The 24,754-nt window shown below is 32.9% G+C and carries 17 protein-coding genes; 14 read left to right on the top strand and 3 right to left on the bottom strand.

Annotated elements, in window-relative coordinates; genetic code table 11:
- Positions 1–301 precede the first annotated feature (301 nt).
- The 8 genes from alaS to AAGD45_RS06485 all read left to right on the top strand — a co-directional run bounded on the left by alaS (position 302) and on the right by AAGD45_RS06485 (position 11,991).
- Positions 302–2,944, top strand: coding sequence for an alanine--tRNA ligase (gene alaS, locus AAGD45_RS06450; RefSeq protein WP_341761104.1), 2,643 nt, complete (start codon positions 302–304; stop codon positions 2,942–2,944).
- A gap of 440 nt (positions 2,945–3,384) precedes the next feature.
- Positions 3,385–3,849: a peptidoglycan-associated lipoprotein Pal gene (pal, locus tag AAGD45_RS06455; RefSeq protein ID WP_341761105.1), complete on the top strand. Its 465-nt coding sequence runs from the start codon at positions 3,385–3,387 to the stop codon at positions 3,847–3,849.
- A gap of 476 nt (positions 3,850–4,325) precedes the next feature.
- On the top strand, positions 4,326–5,282 hold the full coding sequence (locus AAGD45_RS06460) for a transposase (RefSeq protein WP_341760848.1): 957 nt from the start codon (positions 4,326–4,328) through the stop codon (positions 5,280–5,282).
- A gap of 170 nt (positions 5,283–5,452) precedes the next feature.
- The gene (locus tag AAGD45_RS06465) at positions 5,453–5,830 is read left to right on the top strand and encodes a Na+/H+ antiporter subunit C (RefSeq protein ID WP_410521063.1); all 378 of its coding nucleotides are present in this window, start codon (positions 5,453–5,455) and stop codon (positions 5,828–5,830) included.
- The gene (locus AAGD45_RS08760) at positions 5,827–7,377 is read left to right on the top strand and encodes a proton-conducting transporter membrane subunit (RefSeq protein WP_410521064.1); all 1,551 of its coding nucleotides are present in this window, start codon (positions 5,827–5,829) and stop codon (positions 7,375–7,377) included. The genes AAGD45_RS06465 and AAGD45_RS08760 overlap by 4 nt, the downstream gene beginning before the upstream one ends.
- A gap of 82 nt (positions 7,378–7,459) precedes the next feature.
- Entirely contained in the window at positions 7,460–8,929 is a 1,470-nt protein-coding gene (locus AAGD45_RS06475; protein WP_341761106.1) for a proton-conducting transporter membrane subunit, read from the top strand.
- Between the two features lie 179 nt (positions 8,930–9,108).
- Positions 9,109–10,830 (top strand): IS1634 family transposase, encoded by a 1,722-nt coding sequence (locus AAGD45_RS06480; RefSeq protein WP_341760804.1) that lies wholly within the window; start codon positions 9,109–9,111, stop codon positions 10,828–10,830.
- Positions 10,831–10,977: 147 nt separating this feature from the next.
- Positions 10,978–11,991 carry an IS110 family transposase gene (locus tag AAGD45_RS06485; protein ID WP_341762235.1) on the top strand — a complete coding sequence of 338 codons (1,014 nt, stop codon included), beginning with the start codon at positions 10,978–10,980 and terminating at the stop codon, positions 11,989–11,991.
- Between the two features lie 719 nt (positions 11,992–12,710).
- Here AAGD45_RS06485 and AAGD45_RS06490 read toward each other — a convergent pair.
- The gene (locus AAGD45_RS06490; RefSeq protein ID WP_341761107.1) at positions 12,711–15,062 is read right to left on the bottom strand and encodes a hypothetical protein; all 2,352 of its coding nucleotides are present in this window, start codon (positions 15,060–15,062) and stop codon (positions 12,711–12,713) included.
- A 547-nt stretch (positions 15,063–15,609) separates the two neighbouring features.
- Between AAGD45_RS06490 and AAGD45_RS06495 the strand changes: the two genes are divergently transcribed.
- Positions 15,610–15,810: a transposase gene (locus AAGD45_RS06495; RefSeq protein WP_341761108.1), complete on the top strand. Its 201-nt coding sequence runs from the start codon at positions 15,610–15,612 to the stop codon at positions 15,808–15,810.
- Here the strand turns inward: AAGD45_RS06495 and AAGD45_RS06500 are convergent.
- Complete coding sequence (locus tag AAGD45_RS06500; protein WP_341761109.1) at positions 15,800–15,931, bottom strand: hypothetical protein; 132 nt, start codon at positions 15,929–15,931, stop codon at positions 15,800–15,802. The two genes, AAGD45_RS06495 and AAGD45_RS06500, sit on opposite strands and share 11 nt — an antisense overlap.
- A 527-nt stretch (positions 15,932–16,458) precedes the next feature.
- On the opposite strand from AAGD45_RS06500, the gene AAGD45_RS06515 reads away from it, so the two are divergent.
- From AAGD45_RS06515 to AAGD45_RS06530, 4 genes are all read left to right on the top strand, one after another.
- Positions 16,459–16,839, top strand: coding sequence for a transposase (locus tag AAGD45_RS06515; RefSeq protein ID WP_341760917.1), 381 nt, complete (start codon positions 16,459–16,461; stop codon positions 16,837–16,839).
- Between the two features lie 20 nt (positions 16,840–16,859).
- Complete coding sequence (locus AAGD45_RS06520) at positions 16,860–17,126, top strand: transposase (RefSeq protein ID WP_341760918.1); 267 nt, start codon at positions 16,860–16,862, stop codon at positions 17,124–17,126.
- 512 nt (positions 17,127–17,638) lie between these two features.
- Positions 17,639–19,480, top strand: a complete 1,842-nt coding sequence (locus AAGD45_RS06525) for an AAA family ATPase (RefSeq protein WP_341761110.1) — start codon at positions 17,639–17,641, stop codon at positions 19,478–19,480.
- A 1,418-nt stretch (positions 19,481–20,898) separates the two neighbouring features.
- Complete coding sequence (locus AAGD45_RS06530) at positions 20,899–22,299, top strand: tyrosine-type recombinase/integrase (protein ID WP_341761111.1); 1,401 nt, start codon at positions 20,899–20,901, stop codon at positions 22,297–22,299.
- Positions 22,300–22,351: 52 nt separating this feature from the next.
- Here AAGD45_RS06530 and AAGD45_RS06535 read toward each other — a convergent pair whose 3' ends face one another.
- Positions 22,352–23,176 carry a Dam family site-specific DNA-(adenine-N6)-methyltransferase gene (locus AAGD45_RS06535; RefSeq protein WP_341762236.1) on the bottom strand — a complete coding sequence of 275 codons (825 nt, stop codon included), beginning with the start codon at positions 23,174–23,176 and terminating at the stop codon, positions 22,352–22,354.
- A gap of 501 nt (positions 23,177–23,677) precedes the next feature.
- Here AAGD45_RS06535 and AAGD45_RS06540 point away from each other — a divergent pair.
- The gene (locus tag AAGD45_RS06540) at positions 23,678–24,712 is read left to right on the top strand and encodes a sensor histidine kinase (protein WP_341761112.1); all 1,035 of its coding nucleotides are present in this window, start codon (positions 23,678–23,680) and stop codon (positions 24,710–24,712) included.
- Positions 24,713–24,754 lie beyond the last annotated feature (42 nt).

A 24,754-nucleotide genomic window follows, 5' to 3' on the forward strand; every position in this document is an offset into this window, starting at 1 on the left:
CGGACAGATTAGTTGCAGTAATGGGATAGAATTAATGTCATTCTTAATTAAAAGCGGTAATCCAAAAAATAACCTGCAAAGGCTTTAGATATTATGGATTCCCGCTTACGTGAGAATGATATACTAGTGATCCACGCGGGTAATGCCGTAGCTAGGATGACATCTTTTCAAATTTTCTTCATAATTTTTAAACTACCATGGCGGTTATATACTAAAAAAGTTGTTATTGCAGTAGACACCACACCCCCAATTCTCTATAATACTGCTATCTTCAAGAATGTTATGCTATCAGGATTTACTAATGACTAAACTTACCACTGAAGAAATTAGAAGTAAATTTATAAGTTATTTTGTTGCAAATAATCACATGCACGTTCCAGCTAGCTCCCTAATTCCTCATAATGATCCTAGTTTAATGTTTGTTAATTCCGGGATGGTACAATTTAAAAATGTTTTTACCGGTCATGAAACTAGAAACTATCAAAGAGCCACTACTAGTCAGAAATCACTACGTGCTGGTGGTAAGCATAATGATCTTGAGAATGTTGGTTATACTGCAAGACATCATACCTTCTTTGAAATGTTAGGGAATTTTTCTTTTGGTGATTATTTTAAAGAACAAGCAATATATTATGCTTGGAATCTTTTAACCAAGGAATTTGCTATCGCCAAAGAAAAATTATATGTAACTGTTTATCATACTGATGAAGAAGCAGCAAGCTATTGGAAAAAGATTGCTAATTTAAGTGATGACCGAATTATTAAAATAGCAACCAATGATAATTTTTGGTCAATGGGAGATACCGGACCTTGTGGACCATGTTCAGAAATTTTCTATGATCATGGAGATAAGATACTAGGAGGCTTACCTGGTACAAAAGATCAAGATGGCGATCGCTATATTGAGATTTGGAATATGGTCTTTATGCAATTTGAACAATTGGATAGCAATACTAGGATTGCCTTACCTAAACAATCCGTTGATACCGGCATGGGACTAGAACGTATTAGTGCTGTATTGCAAAATGTATATGATAATTATGACATAGATTTATTTAAGGAAATAATTGCTTATACGGAAAGTATAGTAAAAGTTAAAGTAGAAGGGGAAGCAAAATTTTCTTACCGGGTTATTGCTGATCATTTACGAGCTTGTGCCTTTCTAATTAGTGATGGTGTCATGCCATCAAATGAAGGCAGAGGATATGTACTTAGGCGTATTATGCGTCGGAGTATGAGGCATGCACATATACTTGGTAGCAGTGAACCTTTAATGCACCGATTGCTAGCAAAACTAGTAGATCTTATGGGTGCAACTTATCCTGAACTGAAGAGGGCTGAGGCTTTTACCCGTAGTATCTTGGAACAAGAAGAATTAAGATTTAAAGCAACTCTTGAACGAGGTCTTAAGCTGCTTGACGATGAAACACAGCATCTTAATAAAAATTCAGAACTTTCAGGAGAGATAGCCTTTAAATTATATGATACATATGGTTTTCCTCTCGATTTAACTGAAGACATATTAAAAGGTAAACAGATATCAGTTGATCTTGATAGCTTTAATAATAAGATGCAAGAGCAAAAAGAAAGGGCAAGAAAAGCTTGGTTAGGTTCGAATGAATCTAAAACAGATAAGATATGGTTTGATATTAAAGCAGAATTTGGTAGTACTGAATTTTTGGGTTACTCTTTGGATAAGGCAGAGGGTAAGATATTAGCTCTAATTCAAGATAATAAATTAGTCAACAATATAGAAACTAGCGAAGAGCAATTTATTCTAATTAGTAATCAAACTCCTTTTTATGGGGAGTCTGGTGGACAGATGGGAGATATAGGGTTTATCAAATCAGCAGACAATAAAATTAAGGTAGTAAATACTTTAAAATATCTTGGTTCAATAATTGCTCATATATGTGTTTTACAGGAAGGAACAGCTATCCAAGTGGGAGATAATGCTGATTTCACTATTGACGTCAAGTACCGTAAAAATTTAAGAATTCATCATTCTGCAACTCATATACTACATACAGTATTACATGAAGTGCTGGGGAAACATGTAACACAGAAAGGATCGCTGGTAGCACATGATCGTCTGCGTTTTGATATTAGCCATATGACACCACTAACAAAACAAGAAGTTATATTGATAGAAGATAAGGTAAATCAAATTATCACTGATAATTTTAAGGTTACTACAACATTAATGTCAACAGATGAAGCTATTAAGGCAGGTGCTATGGCTTTATTTGGTGAGAAATACGATTCTGAAGTAAGAGTGGTAGCAATGAGTAACTCGCTTGAGTTATGCGGTGGCACGCATGTTAATAGAACTGGGGATATTGGAATATTTAAAATTACTAGCGAAAATGCTATTGCAGCTGGCGTTCGAAGGATAGAAGCTGTTTGTGGTGAATTTGCATTAAAATTAATTAGACAAAACGATACTATAATTGATGACTTGTCTTCAATCTTAAAAATAGGTAAGAATGAAATTACTGATAAAGTAAATAACTTGATTGCCAGTAAAAAACAATTAGAAGATAAGTTAGTAGCTACTCAGGTCTCTATGCTTGATTTGAATATTGAACAAATTGCCAAAGAATCAATCCGTGTATCAGGTACAAATTTTCTCTATAAACTAGTACAAAACTTGGATACTAAAATATTACGCTTATCTGCCCAGCGAATAGCTGATAAGTCGGATAATCTAGTGATTGTATATATAGGTATGCCTGATTTGCAGGGTAAATTATCTATTACTATTGCGGTTAGTAAAGAAATTAGCAATAAGGTACATGCGGGTAACTTAGCTAAAGAAGTGTCTGTATTCCTTGGTGGTAGTGGAGGTGGTGGTCAGGCGAATATAGCCCAGGCTGGTGGCACGGATGTAAGTAAAGTAGGAAAGTTACAAGATATGATAAGGGAGCTGTTATCTAAGTTCTAGGTTCTGAATTATTAAACGTCGGCTATATACACTTCAGTTATGGATTAAAATTTTTAATTTTAATCCATAACTGGCTAGAATATCAGAAAAATGTATTCTTGAAACGGTTCTACGAATGCATTTTAATCTATTATCGCTAATAATCTTATTTTTATTGGTATAAAAATAAGATTATTAGCAAATGAAATATTTAACAATCAGGCGTCAAACCGCTTTAAGCCTGATTGTTTACACTATCATTCCAATTTCGGATTAATTTCATTAATCCGAAATTGAAGTTATACGATATTTTTACCACATTTATCCAAGAGTTTAATGCTAAAACTATTTTAGGCTTTTAAGTGGTAGTATGATAATATATAATACATGATAAGATGTTTAACAATTTTTTCTGTTAAGCAAATATAATCAATAGCTTTATTTAAATTAAGGAGTTTGTTATGCTAATAAAAAAAACTGCAATAGCTTTTTTAGCACTATTTGTGCTTTCTGGATGTGGTTCTAAAAAGAAACCGACAGAAGTGGAGGTGACCCCTAGTGTCGAGGAAAGTTCTTTAGCTGCTGATTTCGAAAGAAATGTTGGTGACAGGGTATTTTTTGCTTTCAATAAATCAGATATTTCAAGTAAATCAAAAGAACAGCTAAATAAACAAGCCGTTTGGTTAAAAAAACATTGTTGTACTAAAGCTACTATTGAAGGACATTGTGATGAAAGAGGCACAAGAGAGTATAACTTAGCACTTGGTGAAAGAAGAGCAGAAGCTGTACGAAAATACCTAGTTGGTTTAGGAATCGATAATAACAGACTTGATACTATCTCTTACGGTAAAGAGAAACCAGCTGTTATGGGTTGTGACGAAGCAGCTTGGGCACAGAACCGTAGAGCTGTAACTGTTATAAAATAAAGTAATTAGCGTAAATTGTCGTAAGTAACCTGAATTCGACATAAAAATAATTATTATTCTAGACCCCTGCGTAGGCAGGGGTCTAAAAAAATAGCCAAGAAAATTATTTAGACTTTTCTAGCCCCCTACTTTCGCAGGGGTGACATCGTCACAACTGTCGAAAGTTCAACAAACGTCATTGCGAGGAGACCGTAGGTCGACGAAGCAATTGTAAGTTAAAAGTATGATATAATAGATATTGAAGTCAATGTAAATAATGATTTATACTGACTTATAAGGGGGTATTACAGCGATAGTCATTAATAATATAAATGACTATCGCTGTGCAGGCGTGAGCGACCGTGAAGCAATTGGTTTTAAGACCGAATGGATATTGGTACTCTAGCCCAAATCCCCGAGACGTTTGAATAGTTGATTGGGATGCCTTTGCACGCCCGCTTACAATCGTAAACAACATTAAAAGTCTTCGAGGTATTATGCTATTATATAATAATTTTATCGGTCTTGATATAGGAAAATTCAATTTTGTTGTTGCTATTCATGGAAAAAAAGAAACTAAAGAATATAATAACAACTCTAATGGAATAGCTGATTTTATCAAGGATTACAAAAAAGAGATTAGTTCTGCATTGTGTGTTTTAGAAACTACTGGTGGATATGAAATGGAACTATTACTAACGCTTTGCAATCAGGGTTTTGCTGTACATAGAGCCAATACTCGTAAAGTTAAAAACTTTATTAGGTCTTTTGGTAATGCAGCTAAAACTGACAGTCTTGACGCTAAAGCTCTAGCACTTTATGGTTTTGAACGATCAGAAAGATTAGAGCTATTTAAAGTACAATCTAAGCAAGCTTTAAACTTGTATGAATTAGTAGGACGTAGGAACGATCTTAAACAAATGTTGATTGCAGAAAAAAATAGGTTTCAGTCCCCGAGAGCTGATTTAATCAAGTCTAGTTGTGTTAAAATGATCGAAGTACTAGAAGAACAAATTGCATCTATTACTAAAGAAATAGATGACTTAATAGCAAAAGATAAGCTCTTGCAAGCTAAGAAAGAGACTCTGCAAACTATTAGTGGTATAGGCGCAGTAGTATCTAATGAGCTTATAGCTTTGTTACCTGAACTTGGTACATTGAACCGCAAACAAATAGCATCATTAGTAGGTGTTGCACCAATATCTAATGATAGCGGTAGATATAGCGGATATAGACATACAGGTCATGGTCGAAATTTTGTTAGACCTATGTTGTTTGTAGCTGCTATGGCTGCTAGAAATTCTAACTCTGAACTGAAGGTATTTTATGAGAAATTGATCAATAGAGGAAAAAAGAAAATGGTGGCGATGGTAGCATTAATGCGTAAAATCATTGTGATTGCAAACGCTAAGTTACGTGATTTAACTAGCTCTGCACAAGCAATAAAAATTTAAACCAAATTTATTTAAATTTTTATTGCGAACATAGTTGATCCATTTTTGGTTACTTTTATGGATTGCTTCGTCGCTACTAAACTAGCTTCTCGCAATGACGTTTGCGAATTTGGTGTAATGTTATTCGGGTTAACTATATGCAGGAAGTCTATTAATTAAGTTAAGCAATAATGTTTTTAGAAACTATATATATCTCAAAAATTTTATATTTTTTTACACTGTTAGTGTTAGTTAGTGGTTTATTTATAATGTTAACTAGTGATAATTATATTCGTAAAATTATTGGGCTTAGTGTAATGCAAAGTTCGGTGCTAATTTTTTACCTTATGCTTGGTAAGGTAAATGGAGGTATTGTACCAATTGAACGTACAATACTACATAGCTATTCAAGTCCACTCCCTCAGGTGTTAATGCTCACGGCTATTGTTGTTGGGTTTGCTACTTTATCATTGGGTCTTAGCTTGATTTACCGTATTTCTAAGCAATTTAATACTATATCAGAAGGTGAGATTAATTTTAGCGAAACGACTAATGATCGAAGTGAATGACATTAATTAAACATTTCCCCGCTCTGCAAGTATTGCTACCATTTTTTGGAGCGTTATTCTCAATACTCACTTTTCGCTATAGGCTAGCTACTCGAATTATAGCAGTTATATCGATTGCACTAAGTTTATTTTTAAGTATTTACGGTTTATCTGTAATTAATAAAGAGGTCGTATCATATAATTTTGGTGATTGGCATGGCCCTATAGGTATTGAATATCGGCTAGACTATCTGAACCAACCTATAATTATCTATATTAATTGCGTATTATTATTTTTTCTAATCTTTTGTAACAAATTGGTTACAAATACCATACTTAGATTTCTTGATAGAAAAAGACAATCGTTATTTTATGCAGTTTTATTATTTGCCCATAGCGGCTATCTTGGTATTGTAAGTACTAATGACCTCTTTAATCTTTATGTATTCATTGAAATATCTTCATTAAGTAGCTATGTATTAATGGCACAGGGCAATAATCCTAGGGCTGTTATCGGTGCTTTCGATTATCTTATGCTTGGTACTGTCGGGGCTACTTTGATATTAATAGGCATTGGATTTTTATTAAGTAGCACAGGCAGCCTTAATATGTTAGATGTTTCAGATATCTTGCAAAATTCTACTTCTGCTGGTAATTTGGATGTCGCTCCGGTACTCGAATCCTCACGTACACTAGAGTACGCTCCGGTTCTGCGTTCCGTGGCTCCTTTAAATTCCTCAGCAGAAGCGAATTTTGCAAGATATCTAATGCTTCTTAAGACGCATTATGACTCCAAAATAGTGATGCTAGGCATTAGTTTTTTTCTCATTGGCTCTATACTAAAAACAGCTTTTTTTCCTATGCATTTTTGGATGATCAGGACCTATAGTTCAGCTGCTCCTGTTATTCTGACATATCTTGCTAGTATATCCAGTATAATTGGTATTTATATAATCTTGAGGTTCATTCATTTTACTATTGATTACAATGTGATCATTAAGTATCTATCAAATTTTATCAGCTTAATAGCTTTGGCAACTATTATTTTATGTACATATTTTGCTTGCAGAAGCCAAAGAGTCAGAAATATTGTTATATATTCTTCGGCGGTGCAAATTGGTTATATGTTTTTGCTTTTAGTTATTCCTAGAGGTGAATCACTGTTATTTCCCTTTTTGTTTGCTGATAGCCTTAACAAGATCGCTTTATTTCTGATCATTGCTTATTCTGATATTTCGAAACCATTTAGTATGTTATGGCGTGTTTTGGTAGTTTTTAGTCTAATTTACAGCTGTGGTTTACCAATAAGTAGCATGTTTTTCATTAAGATTAGTATTTTCGAGTTGTTGATTGTTGAAAATATGTGGTTAGAGTTTGTTATTGTTGTCATAAGTTCTGCTATGTCGTTACTTTATCATTATAAAATTGCCAAAAAACTATGTTGGGATCACTACGATTATACACAATTAAAATCGAACACTAAGTATTGTGGACTAATTTTTATTAGTATAATGCAATTTTTTCTACCAATATTCTTACCTTTTTTAGGAGTCATGAAAACGATATGAGATATAGTGCTTCCATCGCTTGCAGACACAACATCGGGAAAAGTGCAAATACCCCTGAGTTACAGCCATTCAGAGGGCAGTAATGTATTCTGCTATTACCCCTAGTTTTTTGATTTCATCGACTTTACTGCTAGCTATGCTAAATTTAGTAGCTCCCCTTATCAGTAATAGTAATAATAACACCCGTAACTCTTTATTAATTACCATTAGCAGCTTCTTTTTTGTCAATATTTTAATTATTGACTGGTTATTTCTGAAAGGCGTAAAAGCAAATCTGTCAATAAACATATATGGTAATTTTTCTATAGGGCTGCATTTAGAAGCACTCAGTCTCATTTTTTTAACTTTGCTGAGCTTTTTATGGATTTGTGCTTTAATTTATACAACCAAATATTTGGCAATCAATAATATCGATAATTCAAGTTGTTTTCTATTCTTCCTTAATCTAAGTGTGTTATTTGGCGGGATGGCAGCATTATCTTCGAATCTTTTTACTATGTTTATTTTTTATGAACTATTAACATTATCAACTGCTCCACTAATTGGTCACAGTGGTGGAGATAAAGTTATGGCAGGGGTTTATAAATATTTAAAAATATTAATGATTTCAGGGACATTACTATTCTTGCCAGCACTAATAATTATTTATGCTAAAGCAGGTCATGGAGATTTTACATCGCAAGGTTTTATCAAGTATTATTTCTCCAAGAATCAAACAATAATTTTGTTATTAATGTTTATTTTTGGTATATCAAAAGCAGCTTTATTTCCTGTACATCAATGGCTACCAGCCGCGATGGTAGCACATTACCCAGTAAGTGCCTTACTACATGCTGTGGTAGTTGTTAAAACTGGACTTTTTTGCATTTATAAAATTCTGATGTATATTTTTGGTCTTAAATATTTACAATCTCTTTTTGTAGAACTTAACTGGGTTATTTTCTTACCAATTATAACTATAATTTATAGTTCTTTCAAAGCATTAAAGAGCGATAATATTAAGAAGATATTAGCCTATTCTACCATTAACCAATTATCTATAGCTTTACTTAGTAGCTTCATGTTTACATCAAAATCTATGGGAGCTGCTATCCTACATTTATGTTCACATTCATTTACTAAAATCTGTTTATTTTATGGAATGGGAAGTATTTATAGCTTAAAGAATACCAATCAAGTTTCTGATCTTATAGGTACTGCTAAAGAAATGCCAAAAACCAGCTTTATGGTACTCATTGCCAGTTTATCCTTAATAGGCATTCCTCCTTTTGGTGGTTTTATTAGTAAATTTTATATTATGTTAGCTGCTGCAGAACAAAATCAAATACTAGTTATGGTAGTACTAGCTTTAAGTACGCTATTCTCTGCACTGTATTTAGCAAAGCTGATAATATTTATTTATAAGCCTATTGATAATAATTCAAAAATATTCTCTATAGAAAATAAATTGCCTAATTCTATGCTATTGAGTTTAGTTATATGCTCGTGCATGGTGGTATTATTTTATTTTATACAAATTTTTATTAAGAAGTTTTTTGTATTTATAACTTGAATTCGATGGAGCGAAGCCTATAGATAAAATGAAACCACAAACCAGGCTTAAATGCCATAGTACCCTAAATTTTTCTATAATCGTCATAGCAAGGCTCTTTAGATGCCGTGGCGATCTAGGTAAACAGCGAAACTGTTTTTTTAGAGTAACGCTTCGCGTCTCATCTTCTAGACGAAAAAGTGCTTAAAACACCTAAAGAATCAGGTTTGCAGTGGTTTTGGCATGAAGTTTGTAGTCATGTAAATGATATTTTTTATTTGACAATGCTGGAATTTAGAGATATAATCTCTTTCATGTATATTACAACTGTTCCAAATAGAAATTCTCGTCCTGCAATATTGCTTCGTACCTCTTATCGCGAAGACGGGAAAGTATTAAATAAAACCATAGCTAATCTAACTAATTGGGATGAGTTACGTATTGAAGCTTTTAAGAAGATGCTTAAAGGTGAATTTGATGGTTTAGATGGTGTTCCTGAGGTTGGTGAAAGTTTTGGGACTATTTTTCTACTAAAAAGAATTGCTGATGAAATTGGTATTACTAAGGCTCTTGGTACTAGAAGCAAAGAAGCTTTATTGAGTCTATTTTTGGTTTTAGCACGCTTTGCTCACCAAGGGTCTAGACTTTCCAGCGTGAAATGGGCGAAATCGCATGCGATATCTGATGTATTATCTGTCGATTCATTTGATGAAAACCATTTATATCAGGCTCTAGAATGGTTAGAAGAGAACCAAGAAAAGATCGAATTAAAATTATTTAAAACTTATCAAAAGAAAAATAACAAGCCGCCTGTTATGCTTTTATATGACGTCACTTCCAGCTATTTCGAAGGAACAGAGAATGAACTTGCGGAATATGGGTACAATCGGGATAAAAAGAAGGGTAAAAAGCAAATAGTGATTGGTCTATTAACTGATGATCATGGCGAACCTTTGGCTGTTAGAGTTTTTAAGGGTAATAGTGCTGATCCTTCTACCATTTATGAGCAGATTGAGCTAGTAAAATCTAATTTTGGTATTAAGAATATCGTCTTTGTTGGTGATAAAGGAATGATTAAGAGGACAGGCAAAGAAGCCCTGAGCAAAGAAGGATGGGACTATATTACAACCTTAAGTAAAGTTGAGATTGAAAGCTTAAAGAAAAGCGGAGTTTTGCAATATAGTTTTTTTGAAGAACAGCTATGCGAAGTAACCAATAATGGCAAAAGATATATTTTAAGGAAAAATGGTTCTATAGCCCGAAAAGTTGAGTTTGATAGGAATAACCGAGTTGAAAAATTGGTTGCAAAGATTGAAGAACGTAATATATATGTATCAACCCATAAGAAAGCAAAGCTAGAACTTGGTTTAAATAATATTCAAAAAATTGCCAAAGAATGGCGGATAGATAAATTTATCAACCTAAAATTAGATGGCAACCAAATAGTGGTTGAAATTGATCAAGATAAGAAAAAAGAGTTGTTTGCTCTTGATGGTTGTTATGCGATTGAAACACAGATTGAAATTAAACTGATGAGTAAAGAATTGGTTGATAAAGCTTACCATAATTTACATGAAGTAGAATCGAATTTTAGCAGTATGAAGACAGGATTACTCGAAGTAAGACCGATCTTTTTAAGGAAAAGCAACAGAACGAAGGGACATGTATTTGTTTGTATGTTGGCATTAAAAATATGGCACTATATGAAAAATAAGTTGAAACAAGGTTGTGGCGTAACCAAGGATGGTAAATATAATGTGACCATTGAGGAAGCATTAAGAGAGCTGGATAAAGTATGTTTTTTATATTACACAATCAAGGGTTGCAAAGTTGCAAGATTACCAAAATTAAGCGAGTTTCAACAAAATTTATTCAATTTATTTGATTTAACGATGCCCCAAATGACAAAATCTGCAAAATGATAAAATAATGGTATGGACCTCCTGATATACAGAATGAAAAGCAGTTGCTAATCTTCTAAAGTTAATATTAAATATTAAAATAACAATCAGGAGGCTAAGATGGAAGTTACCACAATTGGTATAGATATTGCAAAAAGAATTTTCTAAATTCATGGTGTAGATAAAAATGGTAAGACGGTATTAAAGAAAAAATTAATGAGAGATCAAGTTTTAACATTTATGGCTAATTTACCAAAATGTTTGGTAGGGATGGAAGCTTGCGGCGGAGCTAGTTACTGGGCAAGAGAAATAACTAAATTGGGGCATACAGTAAAACTAATGGCAGCACAATTTGTCAAACCGTATGTTAAAACTAATAAAAATGATCAAGCTGATGCAGAAGCTATATGTGAAGCGGTAACAAGACCAAATATGAGGTTTGTACCAATTAGAACTGTAGAACAACAAGATATTTTATCAATTCATCGAGTAAGAGAGAGATTGGTAAAAAATCGTACTGCCCTTGCTAATGAAATTAGGGGTCTACTACATGAATTTGGTTTTATTATTCCTCAAGGGATCAATAAGGTTATGATAAAATTAACCGAGATTTTAGATGAAGGGAATTTAAGCCAGCTGGGTTATCAAACATTTAGTGAACTGAAAGAGGAATTTTTGGATAATGACAAAAAAATAAAAGAGATAGAAAAAAGATTAAAAATAATAGCTAGCAACTTAACTCAATATCAACGATTAACAGCTATACCTGGTCTTGGTTTAATTACTGCTACTGCTTTAATAGCATCAATAGGTAATGCTACAAGTTTTGAGAATGGTAGGCAATTATCGGCATGGTTTGGATTAGTGCCAAGGCAGCATTCCAGTGGAGGGAAAGATAAGTTGCTTGGAATTAGCAAGCGAGGTGATGTTTACTTGCGTACTTTATTGATCCAAGGAGCTAGAGCTGTACTAAATGCCAAGATAAGATTTACATCGGAAGAACAAAAATCTAAAAAAGATTTTAGCAAATTTACGCAGTGGATGTTTAATTTATCTGAGCGAAATGGACATAATAAAATAGTAGTTGCTGTAGCTAATAAACTGGCAAGAGTGGTGTTTGCAGTACTAAGGTCAGGGGATGATTATGTAGAGAGTAAAGTTTGTAGCACAAAGCTATTATAATTAACATAAAATAAATAGTGGTTTATTAATTAATAGGTAAACAAAGAATATGTAAGAGATTCCAACCCGGAATATGCGTGAGATAATAATATTGATGGTAAATAAGACAAACCTTAGCTTACAAAAAAACTGATGACTACAATGGCTCTTTGAAGCCGATAAAATGATAAGTATATAGTAAATTTGTAAGCCAGCGAATTCCATCAGGGCTGTAGGATAAATTACACATAATTTATTAACTATAAGCCGGATACATGTATGCATTTGCATTTTTGCTATTAGATGTTATTTTTTTCTTGCATTTTACAGGAGGTTCATACATGTAGTCAGTAACGAGAATTTAATTCTACACTCCACTCGTCGCATAATACTCACGTTCTATAGCATAATTTCTGCTCATATTTATCTCGAAGATGAGTCGCGTATCCTAGATTGCCGCGTCGCCGCTTTGCGGCTTCTCGCAATGACATTACTAAATTACAGAAACAAATAGTTGTCATCGCGAGCCACAAAGTGGCGTGGCGATCCAAATAAATAGCTTGCTGTTTTATTTTTGCCACTGCAACTTTATTGCGAAGCACAGTTAGGCACTGTGGCAATCTTCATTAAGCAAGGCCTCCTTCACAAGATTGCCACGTCGCCGCTTTTTCGCGACTCTCGCAATGACGGTTATTTCTTAAACTAACGTCTATGCACTTTCGCAGGGATGGCAATGACTTTTAAATTCCCTCTTCCCCTAATAAATTTATTGTATAATCATCGTGATCGTAATAATAACCTGCATTACCGTTGTGATCATATCTTTCTTTATATGAAATAGTAGCAGTAAATATTTTATTTACAAGATTGAACTCATCATCTGAGTAATTTGATAGTAATGCCGTTGATAATTCTGCGTTAAAAGTGTCTTTATTACTGTTTGGATTGTTAAGAAACTCATTTATCTTTTTTACAACTCTATCGATCTGTGAGTAAGCTAGATTTAACTTTTGAAGTTGCTCGAATACTGGTTTTGTATTAGGGTACTCTTTCAACAATTGCTGGATTTTTGCTTTTTCAGCAACTTTCTCTGCCTGTACTTTGTCTGTTGCTGCCCTTGCCGCTATATTTGTTGTTGTTTCATTTGCATGTTGCCATGCTTTATAATCCATAGTGTACTCTCTTGCTTTTCCTGTATTTTTTAGTGCTTGGTATTTACAGAGTTCTTGCTCTATAAATATCTGTACCAGTGGCTCTTCGTTTATGCTAGACCAATTTAATGACTTTCCTACACTTAGGAATTGCATAATAGCATTTTCTGTACTACTAGAAACTTTTAGCTCATTTTTGTCAAGTTCTAAAAGAAATTTTTCACGTACAATCGATGCGCCTGTGATAAGACTAATCAATTTCTGTCTGTCTTGTCCAAAAAGTGACTGTTGAACACAGATATTTCCCAAATAATCTTTTTGTGAAGGATCTTGATAATATTTCTTTAAAAGTATTGTACTGTAACTACTCAATGTTGGTAGTTTGTTGTCTTCAAGCCATTTGTTTATTTTTTTTACCTCTTCATCTGAATTACGTGGTTGAGTTATTGCAGATTCTTGAGGCTTACTTTGTGCTAGGCTTGTTCTAGCTTTTGGTACGGGCGATTGTTGCAATTGTATACCAGCCATACCTGAAATCAATGGGGTTTCCTCTACAACAGGCTTTTGCTTCGGATGATGGAAAGATTGATCATTAAAACAGGAGTTTCTTAAGGAAATAATCTGTTGTGTAATCTTTGCTCTGTATTCTAGCATGCATTCACTGTCTATTATACTCTGAATACTACTAATATTACCATATGTATAATATTCTAAAAACTTAGATTCACAATGTTTTTTGAACTGATGTAAGTGAGCAGGTATTGGTCTAAATAAAAGTTTCATTTCTTTTAGAAAATAATTCGCTTGGGTGTGATCTAAACTATTAAAAGCATTGCCCTGTTCAGCATTGAAAGTATCAAGCTGATGATTTCCTGCACGAGCATCATTAAAATCACCACCAAATCCACCTTGCTCAACCCCACGCTTATAGATTGCCATAGTTCCAAACTCATCCTGTTCATTTAAATCATTATGCATTGGTCTTTGGGCTCGAGCATTGGATAAACTATCTAAGACGTCTTCATCTTCATCATCTCTGAAGTTATTGAACTGATGATTTCCTACGTGAGCGTCATTAAAACCACCAGCAAATCCACCACGTGCAACCTCACGGTTATAGATTGCCATAGTTCCAAACTCATCTTGTTCATTGAAATCATTGAAATCATTATGTATTGGTCTTTGGAATCGAGCATTGGATAAACTATCTAAGGCGTCTTCATCTTCATCATCTCTGAAGTTATTGAACTGATGATTTCCTACGTGAGCGTCATTAAAACCACCAGCAAATCCACCGCGAGCAACTTCACGGTTATAAATATCCATAGTTGTTCCAAACGCATCCTGTTCATTGAAATCATTATGCATTGGTCTTTGAACTCGAGCATTGGATAAACTATCTAAGGCGTCTTCATCATCTCTATCTACATAATTATACGCTGGTGCTTGGGCTTGAGCATTAGGTAAATTATTAAATTGCGGTAACACTAAATCTTTTGCTTCATAACCTAAATATTCTAAGACTTCATTTAACGCATTCTCACTATATATTTTTGGAGCATGACTCTTGTCTTGCTCAAATTTCTGCCATAAACTATTTATCAGTTCTTTTTTAATTTCTATAGCTTGTACACTCTGTTCAACCTTTGTTTTTATTTTATTTGCTTCATTTTTTGTTAGTGTAACTGATATGCCAAGTACATTGTCAAAAGTTACTGTTATTTCATTATTATTTTCCATCAATTCTAAAGCACGTTCAGCATCATAGTATCGTTGTGCATTTTTATACAATTCTTCGCTCTTCTGCCCAAACATTTGATTTCGTATTTCTCCTATCAACTTACTTAATACGTTAAAATCATTATCATTGTACTCCTGCCCTCTTAGACCATTAGTAAGTTTTAGGTATTGTTCAATATTGAAGTTTTTATTTTTTGCCATAATTTATAATATTTTAAAGTTATTTTTTTTATTTTGATAAACTAATATTACCGGTACAAACGGTTTTTATTAAAAACCAGCATATTATATGAAGTATTTTAGAAATTGCAAGTATTTTTATTGAAATGTTGAACCAAGGCAGTTTAAAAGTTATAACTAATGATAGAAAATACTAAATTACAGAAACAAATAATTGTCATCGCAAGCCACAAAGTGGCACAACTGTTGAAAGTTTACAAATACCTATACCACAGAGTCTATTAGCGAGCGTAAGCGAAGCAATTGTAAGTTAAAAGTATGATATAATAGATATTGAAGTCAATGTAAATAATGATTTATACTGACTTATAAGGGGGTATTACAGCGATAGTCATTAATAATATAAATGACTATCGCTGTGCAGGCGTGAGCGACCGTGAAGCAATTGGTTTTAAGATCGTATAGATCCTGGTACTCTAGCCCAAATCCCCGAGACGTTTGAATAGTTGATTGGGATGCCTTTGCACGCCCGCTTACAATCGTAAACATTAAAAGTCTTCGAGGTATTATGCTATTATACAATAATTTTATCGGTCTTGATATAGGAAAATTCAATTTTGTTGTTGTTATTCATGGAAAAAAAGAAACTAAAGAATATAATAACAACTCTAATGGAATAGCTGATTTTATCAAGGATTACAAAAAAGAGATTAGTTCTGCATTGTGTGTTTTAGAAACTACTGGTGGATATGTACTAGTTACGACTTAATCTGACAATAAGTAATAATCAGGCAGCTTGATAAGTAATAGCCAAGTTGTCTGATATTCTCTCTATAATTACTAATATTTTTATCTTTAGCAGTATAAAGTGAATCTCTAAAAGTTTGCATTAGACTTCTTTCGAAACTCTACTTCTGCTGGTGATTTGTACGTCGATGCGGTACTCGAATCCTCACGTACATTAGAGTACGCTGCGGGTCGAGGTTCCGCGTCTCCTTCAAATCCCTCAGCATAAGCGAGTTTCGAAAGAAGTCTATTGGTGTTTTACCAAAACAATGTTTACCTGAATGAGACCTTTCGTTATTATAATTTGTAAGCCAAGTATCTATATCAGCTTGTAACTCATCTAATCTATTATAGAGCTTTTTACGGAATAGAATGTGATAGCACTCTTCAGAAGCTCTGACAAGGAGCAAGCCTTATGGCAAGATTACTTCCAAAAAGATTTTAGATTTATTATGTCAACAAAAAAAATATGATGTGGCAGTGATTAAAAATTTTAATCACTGTATACCATGCAAACAATTTGAGCTAAATCACCAAAAAAAGCTAAAAAGGTAGTGTACTAGACACTGTTAACAAAGGTATAGAAAAGAAAGTAAGAATAGGATAGAATGGTCTTAAAAAGGAGATATATATGGATCAACGATTATATCCTATTAAGGCTGATTTTTTCCGTAAAGAAATAGAGCCAATTATAGAGAAGAATTATATTTGGAAGGGTCGACCTGTTCAAATAAGTCATTACAGAGTATTTTGTGCAATAATGTATGTGCTGAGAACTGGCGTACCATGGAGAGATTTACCAAAATGTTATGGTTGCTGGCATACTATCTATCAACGTTTTAAACGAGGTAGTGAAAGAGGAATATGGTGGAAGATATTAATGCTTCTACAGTGTAGCAAGAAGATAACGATTAATATAGTTATCTCAGATAGCAGTATATTCAAGGTGCACCGACATGGCGGCGGCTTAAAAGGGGGAGTCAAAGCAAGGGGAAGAGCAAGGGAGGAATGAGTACGAAGCTGCACCTTACGATGACAGTACAAGGGCATATAGTAGAAGGATTCCTGACAGGAGGGAATAGAAATGATATTGCTATGGCAGAAGAGTTAAGTGCAGGAATTGTAGGGTGCTGTGTTATTCAAGATCGTGGATATGATAGTAATAAAAATCGTCAGAATCTTGTTTCACAAAATAATATACCGGTAATTCCCGGAAGAAAGAATAGGAAGATAGAGATTATATATGACAAGGAAAAATATAAGTTAAGAGCAGCAAACAAAATGCTACGTATTATGTAAAAACATAAACAAACTATTAGAACAGTTTGTTAGAAGGAGCAATAGAAAGATTTTTTGGTAAGATTAAAGAAAACAGGCGTCTTGGACTTCGTTATGAAAAAGATGATCTTTCCTTCCTGTCTTTTATTGCTTTTGCTGCTATTAAAATAAATCTTCGAAACCTTTGTTAACAGTGTCTAGAGATGTCTGTCCTTTTGCATTCATCCTTGAAGCAATCTTTTTAGCAATTATAGAATTCATGCTATTTCTGCATTATATTACTTAGTGCTTTATAGTTTATGTGCTATACTTTATCGTATAAAATGATTGATATAATTTTGATTATTTAGTATGGCTATTTCCTGTTTTCTCAATCCAAAAAAATTGAACAAGCTACAGAAACTAGCGGAGAGGAAAAGAAAAAATTGCTATAGCTAAAAATTTACTTAAAAAAATATGACATCTGAGCATATAGCTCTGATTACTAGTTGAAATATTAAAGAAATCAACAAACTACTAAAATATCAAGTAATATGATTAACAAACTTTCTGATATCAAGACAAATCTCAAGAACATTAATATTATTGAGAGTAGCAAGCCCCCTAGAATGAGGGTAGGTACTGATGACTTTAAAACATTATTGTTAAATAGCGATGTATTTATTGACAAAAGTCTAATGATCAAAGAATTCCTAGAAGATAGTGGAGATGTTATCTTAATCACTCGACCAAGACGTTGGGGTAAAAGCCTTAATATGGACATGCTCAAGAAGTTTTTTGAAATAGAAGTGGATCAGGACGGCAAGCCTTTACCACTAGAACAAAAGATAAATAACAAACTATTCCTTGGAGGTACAGTAGATTTAGGCTTTGATGAAACTAAAGAGTTAAAGTCCTTAAAAATTGCAGACATAGCAAGTAGCATGAAACGCCAAGGGCAATATCCGGTTATTTCTATAAGTTTCAAGGATGTTAAGGGCAGCAGTTACCAAGACATTGAGAACGGGATAAGAAATCAAGTTATTAAGTTATTTGTAAAACATCGTTATTTAAAACATTATATAGCAAAAAATAAGAATTTACTGGATGATGTACAAAAGGAACAGCTAAAACGATATTTTACAGGAGAATTTGATAAAGACGATCTTAAAGATAGTTTAGGCTTCTTAAGCGAACTATTGTTTAAACATTTTAATCAAAAAGTATACATATTAATAGATGAATATGATACACCAATTAATAGCTCATATATTAAATTTGGCAAAAAATCAGAAGAATTTGAACAAGTACTTGAACTATTTCGCGGGATATTTGGCAGCAGCCTAAAAGGTAATACTTGTGTAGAAAAAGGAGTAATAACTGGCATATTAAGAATTGCTAAAGCTAATTTATTTTCTGATTTAAATAATGTTAGTGAATATACCTTACTTGATGATGATTTTTCTAAGTCTTATGGCTTTACCCAAATAGAAGTTGATGATTTATTGACTAAAGTACCTACCAAAACCAGTCATGAAGAGATTAAAGACTGGTATAATGGTTATACATTTGGTGGAGAGGTAATTTATAATCCATGGTCAATCATGCAATGTTTAGCACACAAAGGTAAGCTCGATCATTATTGGCTTGATAGTGGGGGGACAGCTTTAATAGATAAAATACTGCTATCCGATGAAATGCAAGAAGATTTACAGAGCTTAGCTGCCGGGAGAAGTATTATCTCACCTATTACCAAACAAATAAGTTTTGCTGATATCAATGAACCAATAGGATTACTCAGTTTATTATTGTTCAGCGGTTATTTAAACCCTACTGCCAAAATACCGGAAAAGAATGTTTATGAGCTATCTATCCCTAATTATGAAGTAAAATATATCTATGAAACAAGAGTGCTGCAATGGGTTACTGAACAATTAAAAATTGATAGCTCTAGATATTATTCGTTTATTAGTTTATTGTCAACAGGTAAAGTAGAGGAATTTAAAGAGCGTTTACAAGAATTGTTGCTAAATTCTACTAGTTTTCATCAAACAGGAGAGAAAAAGGCAGAATTATTTTATAGCGGCTTTATGCTTGGTTTAATTAATATGTTAGCACCTAGTTACATAATAGCAAGTGAACAGGAGTCAGGAAGTGGTAGAGCTGATATTATCATGATCCCCAAAGCTGGTAGAGAAGATAAAGCAATTATTATTGAGTATAAGATTGCTAAAAATGCAGAAGATTTGCTTTCAGTAGCCAAAATGGGCTTAAAGCAAATTATAGATAAACAATATGACACTAAGATAAGAGAACACAAACATGTCAAAAAGATCATTAAAATCTCTATGACCTTTTGTGGCAAAAAAGTAGTACTAGAATACCAAATTGATTAAGAAAAATATTACATACATAAATTCTTTACCCCTATTATTAAAATTTACTCTTTAGTTAGGTTATTTGGGGCTAACTATAAAAGCCCTGTTAAAGGCAGAGTTTTGTTATAATTAGCCTTTAAAGGGATTTGCAAAAGTTCTAACCTAAACTGGTAAAAAGTTCGCAACGTATACCATGTGGCATCCTGCTGTAAAATTGCCCCCATGAGAATTGAAAATTAAAACTCTAAAAGCTTATATCTTAACTAGGTTTTAGTATGACTAGGTTAGGGCTTTAGTCACATTACAATTTTTTTTCAAAAGGGGTCAAATCTACACTTTAAAATTATTCAGGCAAGATACTCCCAAAGATTAATTAAATTGATACATCTATACAAATGTACGATAAGGATGCTGGTTTATCACATTTCTTACTTCGGTTTGGGTTCTAAAATCATCCACTACGCCCCATCATTCTTCGATTTTAGTGCATTTTACGAATGCATTAAAACTGGCTAGAATGTAGTAAAAATTTTGCACCATCGCAGTGGTGCTATTTTTGCTATTGTTTTGTAGCATTGAAGCCCTAATACTCATAAGCTTTTCTCCTATAATTTTAATTAACATTTTAGCAATTATTTCGACTTAATATATTAGTCAATTTTTCGTGAAAATTGAGGAAAATCACTATAAAATCACTATAAAAATAGTGTTCTTATAATCATACTTTTAGTTGTACTATTATTATAATAGTCAACAAAAATAGGTTAATTTAAGCACTTAATTAATTTTAATGTTTTTATATAATTATATTAAAATTATGCAACAAATTTAGTTTATCTAGCCCCTGTGGACAAAATTTAAATTGTTTATATTTTGAGTATTTTTAAGAGAAAATTAATAAAATTTTTGCCATAATAGTTAATCCTATTTCAAAAAAATCTTATAATTTGCAGCTAAAAAGTTAAAATAGAGTAATTTGAATTTTGTTCAGAGCCTAGATATATGACACCAGTTCATTTCATCTTCCTAAAAATACAATAACCAAAACTACCAAACTGAAAGTTCAGAACAGCAAAAATGTTAACCCTCGAAAACTATAATAACAATTTTACTGCCTGTTATTAGATTAACATTATTCTGAAGAGCCTAAAAAATTTTTTAATTTTATTAAAAAATCCCCTTTACTCTGCGGAAAAATAATTGTATTTATGCAAGACGATACTACGTGGTGTAGTGTCAGCACCGAGGTTAGAAGACAATCTATCAAATTACAATCTAACCTCAGTGTCTATTTTTCGCAAAACAAAAAACAGGATTTTACTCTATGCCCTCCTATATTAGAAATCAATAAAAAACTACTTAATTTAAATAAAAAATACCAATAACATCATCAGTGACAACACTGTTATAACTAACAATATAATTATGGTAGATATATGACAACTTTTGACTTAGATTTTACTCAAAAAACTGTAAGTAAAATGATTCTTCCTAAAACTAAACAAGATTTTTATAATGATACCAAAGAAAAGGGCTTGTATCTTATTGTGAACAAAAGCAAGACTTTTTACTTACGTAAAACAGTAGAGAAGAAAGGTCGTTGTCGGGCAATTAGATTAGGTAAATTTCCTTATATGTCGGTAGCAGAGGCAAGAAATAAAGCTGCTGAACTAAAAAGCCAAATAGAAAGAGGCATTAACCCTCTTGAAAAATTAGCTATTGCAAATAATCAAATAGATAATCAACCAGCCGAACTAACAAATAATCCAATAGATGATAAATTAACCAAATTAACCGTTAAAGAGTTTTTTGATAAACATTATATTGAAGAACACTGTAAACGTAGAAATAGAGGCTGGGAAAATGATATTGCTAGAATGAAACGATTAGGTAAAGATTATTATGACATGAAAATAGCTACTGTAACAAGGGCTGATATTCAGAAAACGTTTAATGATATTAGCAATAATAGAGGTCTATATAGTGCTAACGACTTTGTTAAGTTATTTAGTGCGATGTTCAATAGGGGTATTAAATGGGAAATGTTAGAGAAGAATCCAACAAAGGGTATTGAAAAGAATCCGGAAAAAGTTAGAGAACGATATATTGCAACCATAGAGGAATTGACAAAGTTTATTAAGACAGTTATTGCAGAATGTACTAGTATAACTGCAGATGCTATCTTAATGCTATTATTTACTGGAGCTAGGAGAAGTAATGTTTTATCTATGAAATGGCAGGATATTAATTTTGAAAACATGACATGGACTATACCAGCTAAGATTGCTAAAAATAATAAAACACAAAGAGTTCATTTAGTGAACTCTGCCCTAAGCATATTGACAAGAAGACAAAAAGAAAATAATAATAAATCAGTATGGGTATTTCCAAGTAGCCATAAAGATAGTAAGAGTGGTCACATATCAGTCCCACAGGAGGCTTGGCAGAAAATTTGTAAAGTAGCGGGTATTGACGACTTAAGGATACATGACTTAAGAAGAACACATGGTAGTTGGATGCGTAAAGCTGGAGCAGATAGAGAGATAATAGGTGAGGCTTTAGGTCATAAGGATCAAAGGTCAACAGAAGTATATGATATTATAGCTAAGGAGCAAGTTAGAGAGTTTCAGAACAAAGCTGCGATTCCATTCGACAAAATTCTGAAAGACACAGAATTTTTTACAGAAAATAAAGTAGCTCTGCCAAAGGAAACAAAAGAAATTACTGATAATGTTCAATTTAATAATATTATTGAGGCATTGCAAATACAGATTGAAGCACAGCAAAAAATGATTGAAGAATTGATACAACAGAGAAGAGATGTTAAATATACTTAAACGCAAGAGTAATGCTGAGTATATGTTGAGTAAACAGCATAGCTACTTAAGCTTATTCATAGTTAGTAATGATAAGTTCTTTGGCGATTTCTTTCTGTACGTTTACTTTCTGTCCGGTTATGGTGTATTTAATGTCAACAGTATTTATGGTAAAATCTTGGTATATTTCTCTGATAAAATTGGTGTCACTATTGGAAATCATTAGTTTTACCCCTTTGCTAGTGAGTTCTTTGGCAAAATCTCTCAGCCTGATTTGTTCTGTCTCATTAAAGGGTAAACGAGTGTAAAACCTTTCCCCAGCCTTATGATAAGGCGGATCAAAATAGACAAAATCATTTTCCTTAGGTTCGATAAATGAGAAATCAGTGACGTAAATTACGGTATCACTTAGAAAGCTACTGCATTGTTTTAGCCTTTTCTTAAAATGAGAAATACCATAGTTATGAGTAGAAAAGTGCAAACCAAGCTTGCCCTTTTTGTTGATACAATAAATACCATTGAAACAATATTTATTTAAATAAAGAAACCGAGCAGTGATGTTAGTAGGGTCATTGCTGTTATCGTTGTTTAGTACACTGTAATAATATTCTTTTGAGTGCTGTGCTTTGTGTTCAGACAATAAATCATTTACTGCTATTGGATTCTTTTTTACCATATTATAGCTGGTAATTAATTCTAAATTAATATCAGATAGAAAACATTGTTTGAATCTATCTTTGATTTTAAAGAACAATGCCCCACCGCCAAGAAAAGGCTCGTAATAATTATTGAACGAGAGAGAAGTAGGAAGGCGGTCTATTAACTGTTCGACAATTTTCCTCTTGCCGCCAACCCAATAGATAAACGGTTTGGGCTTAGTCGTGGTATTAGGCATAATTATAAATTGGTATTGCTTAGCTATGAAATAATCTTAACAATTGAACTAAATAGACAGTCTAATAAATAAGTTGTCCATTGTATCATAAATACCACAAAACTACCACAAGAATTTGTCAGTATAATTAAATAAATTGAATAATTGGAAAGTAAAACAACATGTTGAGACTAAGCAAATAATCTGCAATTTTGCCAAGTCAATTCTTGAAAAAAGAAGAGTATATATCAGCAACTAACTAAATTACGGCTCACTTATCAGCTCTTTAGCCAGCAACCATAATGACAATTTTAGCTAATGTTACTAGATTGACACTATTCAAAAAAATTTTGAAAAAAAATTACTAATCGTGAAAATTCCCCTTTACTCTGCGGAAAAATGATAGTATTTGTTAAGACGACGTTACAATAATGTAAATGTCAAGCACTAAGGTTAGATAATCAACGCAAAATTTTTCTCTAACCTCAGTGTCTACTCTGACTCAACAAAATAGGAGTTAATTCTATGCCTATCGATATTAAAAATCAACAAGAAAACAAATCTACCTGTAAAAAAAATATCAATAAAAATGTTACCAGTGACAAAATCCCTGGAAGTAACGATGAAACAAATAATATCAGTAGTGACATTATTGTTGAGCTACAACAAGCCAAGAAAAATCTACAAGTAACTAATTTCATCTACCACAACTTCATAATCAATATATTGCTTAATAAAAAAACTTTCGGTATTACCATTTGGGACAAGGCTACAACACTCCTTTTGGAGAAAGATGACGTTAAAGAGCATTCTATAATTGATATTATCAGTTGTACTAGAGTGCAAATGGAGTACAGCGAAACTATGCTAAAGTTTGCTCAGTGCAATTCACACTTAATTGCTACCACAAAAGTAGCCTTAGTACCGATGATTCCTAATAAATCCAACCCTAGGAAATTAGTAGACAGAGTTATTACTAAATTAGGACTAACCTCTAAATGTAAAGGTATAAGGGTTGTAGATAATTTCTACAGTAATATCCCAAATATCCTCATTGTTGATAGTTACCGACTTGAGGCGATGTTAACCCAATTAATTACTAATGCCATTAATTTCACTGAAAAAGGCGGAGTTGTCGTAAGTACCAATTTTTTTCCAGCAAGCACTATACTATCACAAATTGAGAAATATTGTGGAGGTGGAGAAGCAGCTACAGAGAGCAAAGATACTTTACAATTCATTGTTCATGATACAGGTATTGGTATGTCTGAAGAACAGCAACAATATATCTATAAGCAATTAAATGGTTTTGATAGTTCTGCCTTTAGTAACTTGACTAGCAAAGCTAGTGGCGAGGAATTGGCGACGGATTCAAACTCAGAATCAACTTTAGAATTAGGTCTAGGTTTAAGTCTAGTCAAACAATTTATTGGTGATCTGAATGGTAAAATTAAACTTAGCAGCCAGCAAGGTAAAGGTACAACTTTTACTTTGCAAGTGCCGGTAACATTACATTCAACTGAAGAGCTTAATAATGACAACAATATGACTAATGATTAGGATGCCACGTGGGGTGGCATCAAGCACTGAGGGTAGAAGACA

Origin of the sequence: Candidatus Tisiphia endosymbiont of Thecophora atra (assembly GCF_964026395.1) — a bacterium.
In the GTDB taxonomy this organism is placed as follows: domain Bacteria; phylum Pseudomonadota; class Alphaproteobacteria; order Rickettsiales; family Rickettsiaceae; genus Tisiphia.

What these genes read in the sequence shown, in the direction of transcription:
- alaS (WP_341761104.1), top strand. Translation starts at nt 302, where the DNA reads ATGACTAAACTTACCACTGAAGAAATTAGAAGTAAATTTATAAGTTAT.
- pal (WP_341761105.1), top strand. Translation starts at nt 3,385, where the DNA reads ATGCTAATAAAAAAAACTGCAATAGCTTTTTTAGCACTATTTGTGCTT.
- AAGD45_RS06460 (WP_341760848.1), top strand. Translation starts at nt 4,326, where the DNA reads ATGCTATTATATAATAATTTTATCGGTCTTGATATAGGAAAATTCAAT.
- AAGD45_RS06465 (WP_410521063.1), top strand. Translation starts at nt 5,453, where the DNA reads ATGTTTTTAGAAACTATATATATCTCAAAAATTTTATATTTTTTTACA.
- AAGD45_RS08760 (WP_410521064.1), top strand. Translation starts at nt 5,827, where the DNA reads ATGACATTAATTAAACATTTCCCCGCTCTGCAAGTATTGCTACCATTT.
- AAGD45_RS06475 (WP_341761106.1), top strand. Translation starts at nt 7,460, where the DNA reads ATGTATTCTGCTATTACCCCTAGTTTTTTGATTTCATCGACTTTACTG.
- AAGD45_RS06490 (WP_341761107.1), bottom strand. Translation starts at nt 15,062, where the DNA reads ATGGCAAAAAATAAAAACTTCAATATTGAACAATACCTAAAACTTACT.
- AAGD45_RS06495 (WP_341761108.1), top strand. Translation starts at nt 15,610, where the DNA reads ATGCTATTATACAATAATTTTATCGGTCTTGATATAGGAAAATTCAAT.
- AAGD45_RS06500 (WP_341761109.1), bottom strand. Translation starts at nt 15,931, where the DNA reads ATGCAAACTTTTAGAGATTCACTTTATACTGCTAAAGATAAAAATATT.
- AAGD45_RS06515 (WP_341760917.1), top strand. Translation starts at nt 16,459, where the DNA reads ATGGATCAACGATTATATCCTATTAAGGCTGATTTTTTCCGTAAAGAA.
- AAGD45_RS06520 (WP_341760918.1), top strand. Translation starts at nt 16,860, where the DNA reads ATGACAGTACAAGGGCATATAGTAGAAGGATTCCTGACAGGAGGGAAT.
- AAGD45_RS06525 (WP_341761110.1), top strand. Translation starts at nt 17,639, where the DNA reads ATGATTAACAAACTTTCTGATATCAAGACAAATCTCAAGAACATTAAT.
- AAGD45_RS06530 (WP_341761111.1), top strand. Translation starts at nt 20,899, where the DNA reads ATGACAACTTTTGACTTAGATTTTACTCAAAAAACTGTAAGTAAAATG.
- AAGD45_RS06540 (WP_341761112.1), top strand. Translation starts at nt 23,678, where the DNA reads ATGCCTATCGATATTAAAAATCAACAAGAAAACAAATCTACCTGTAAA.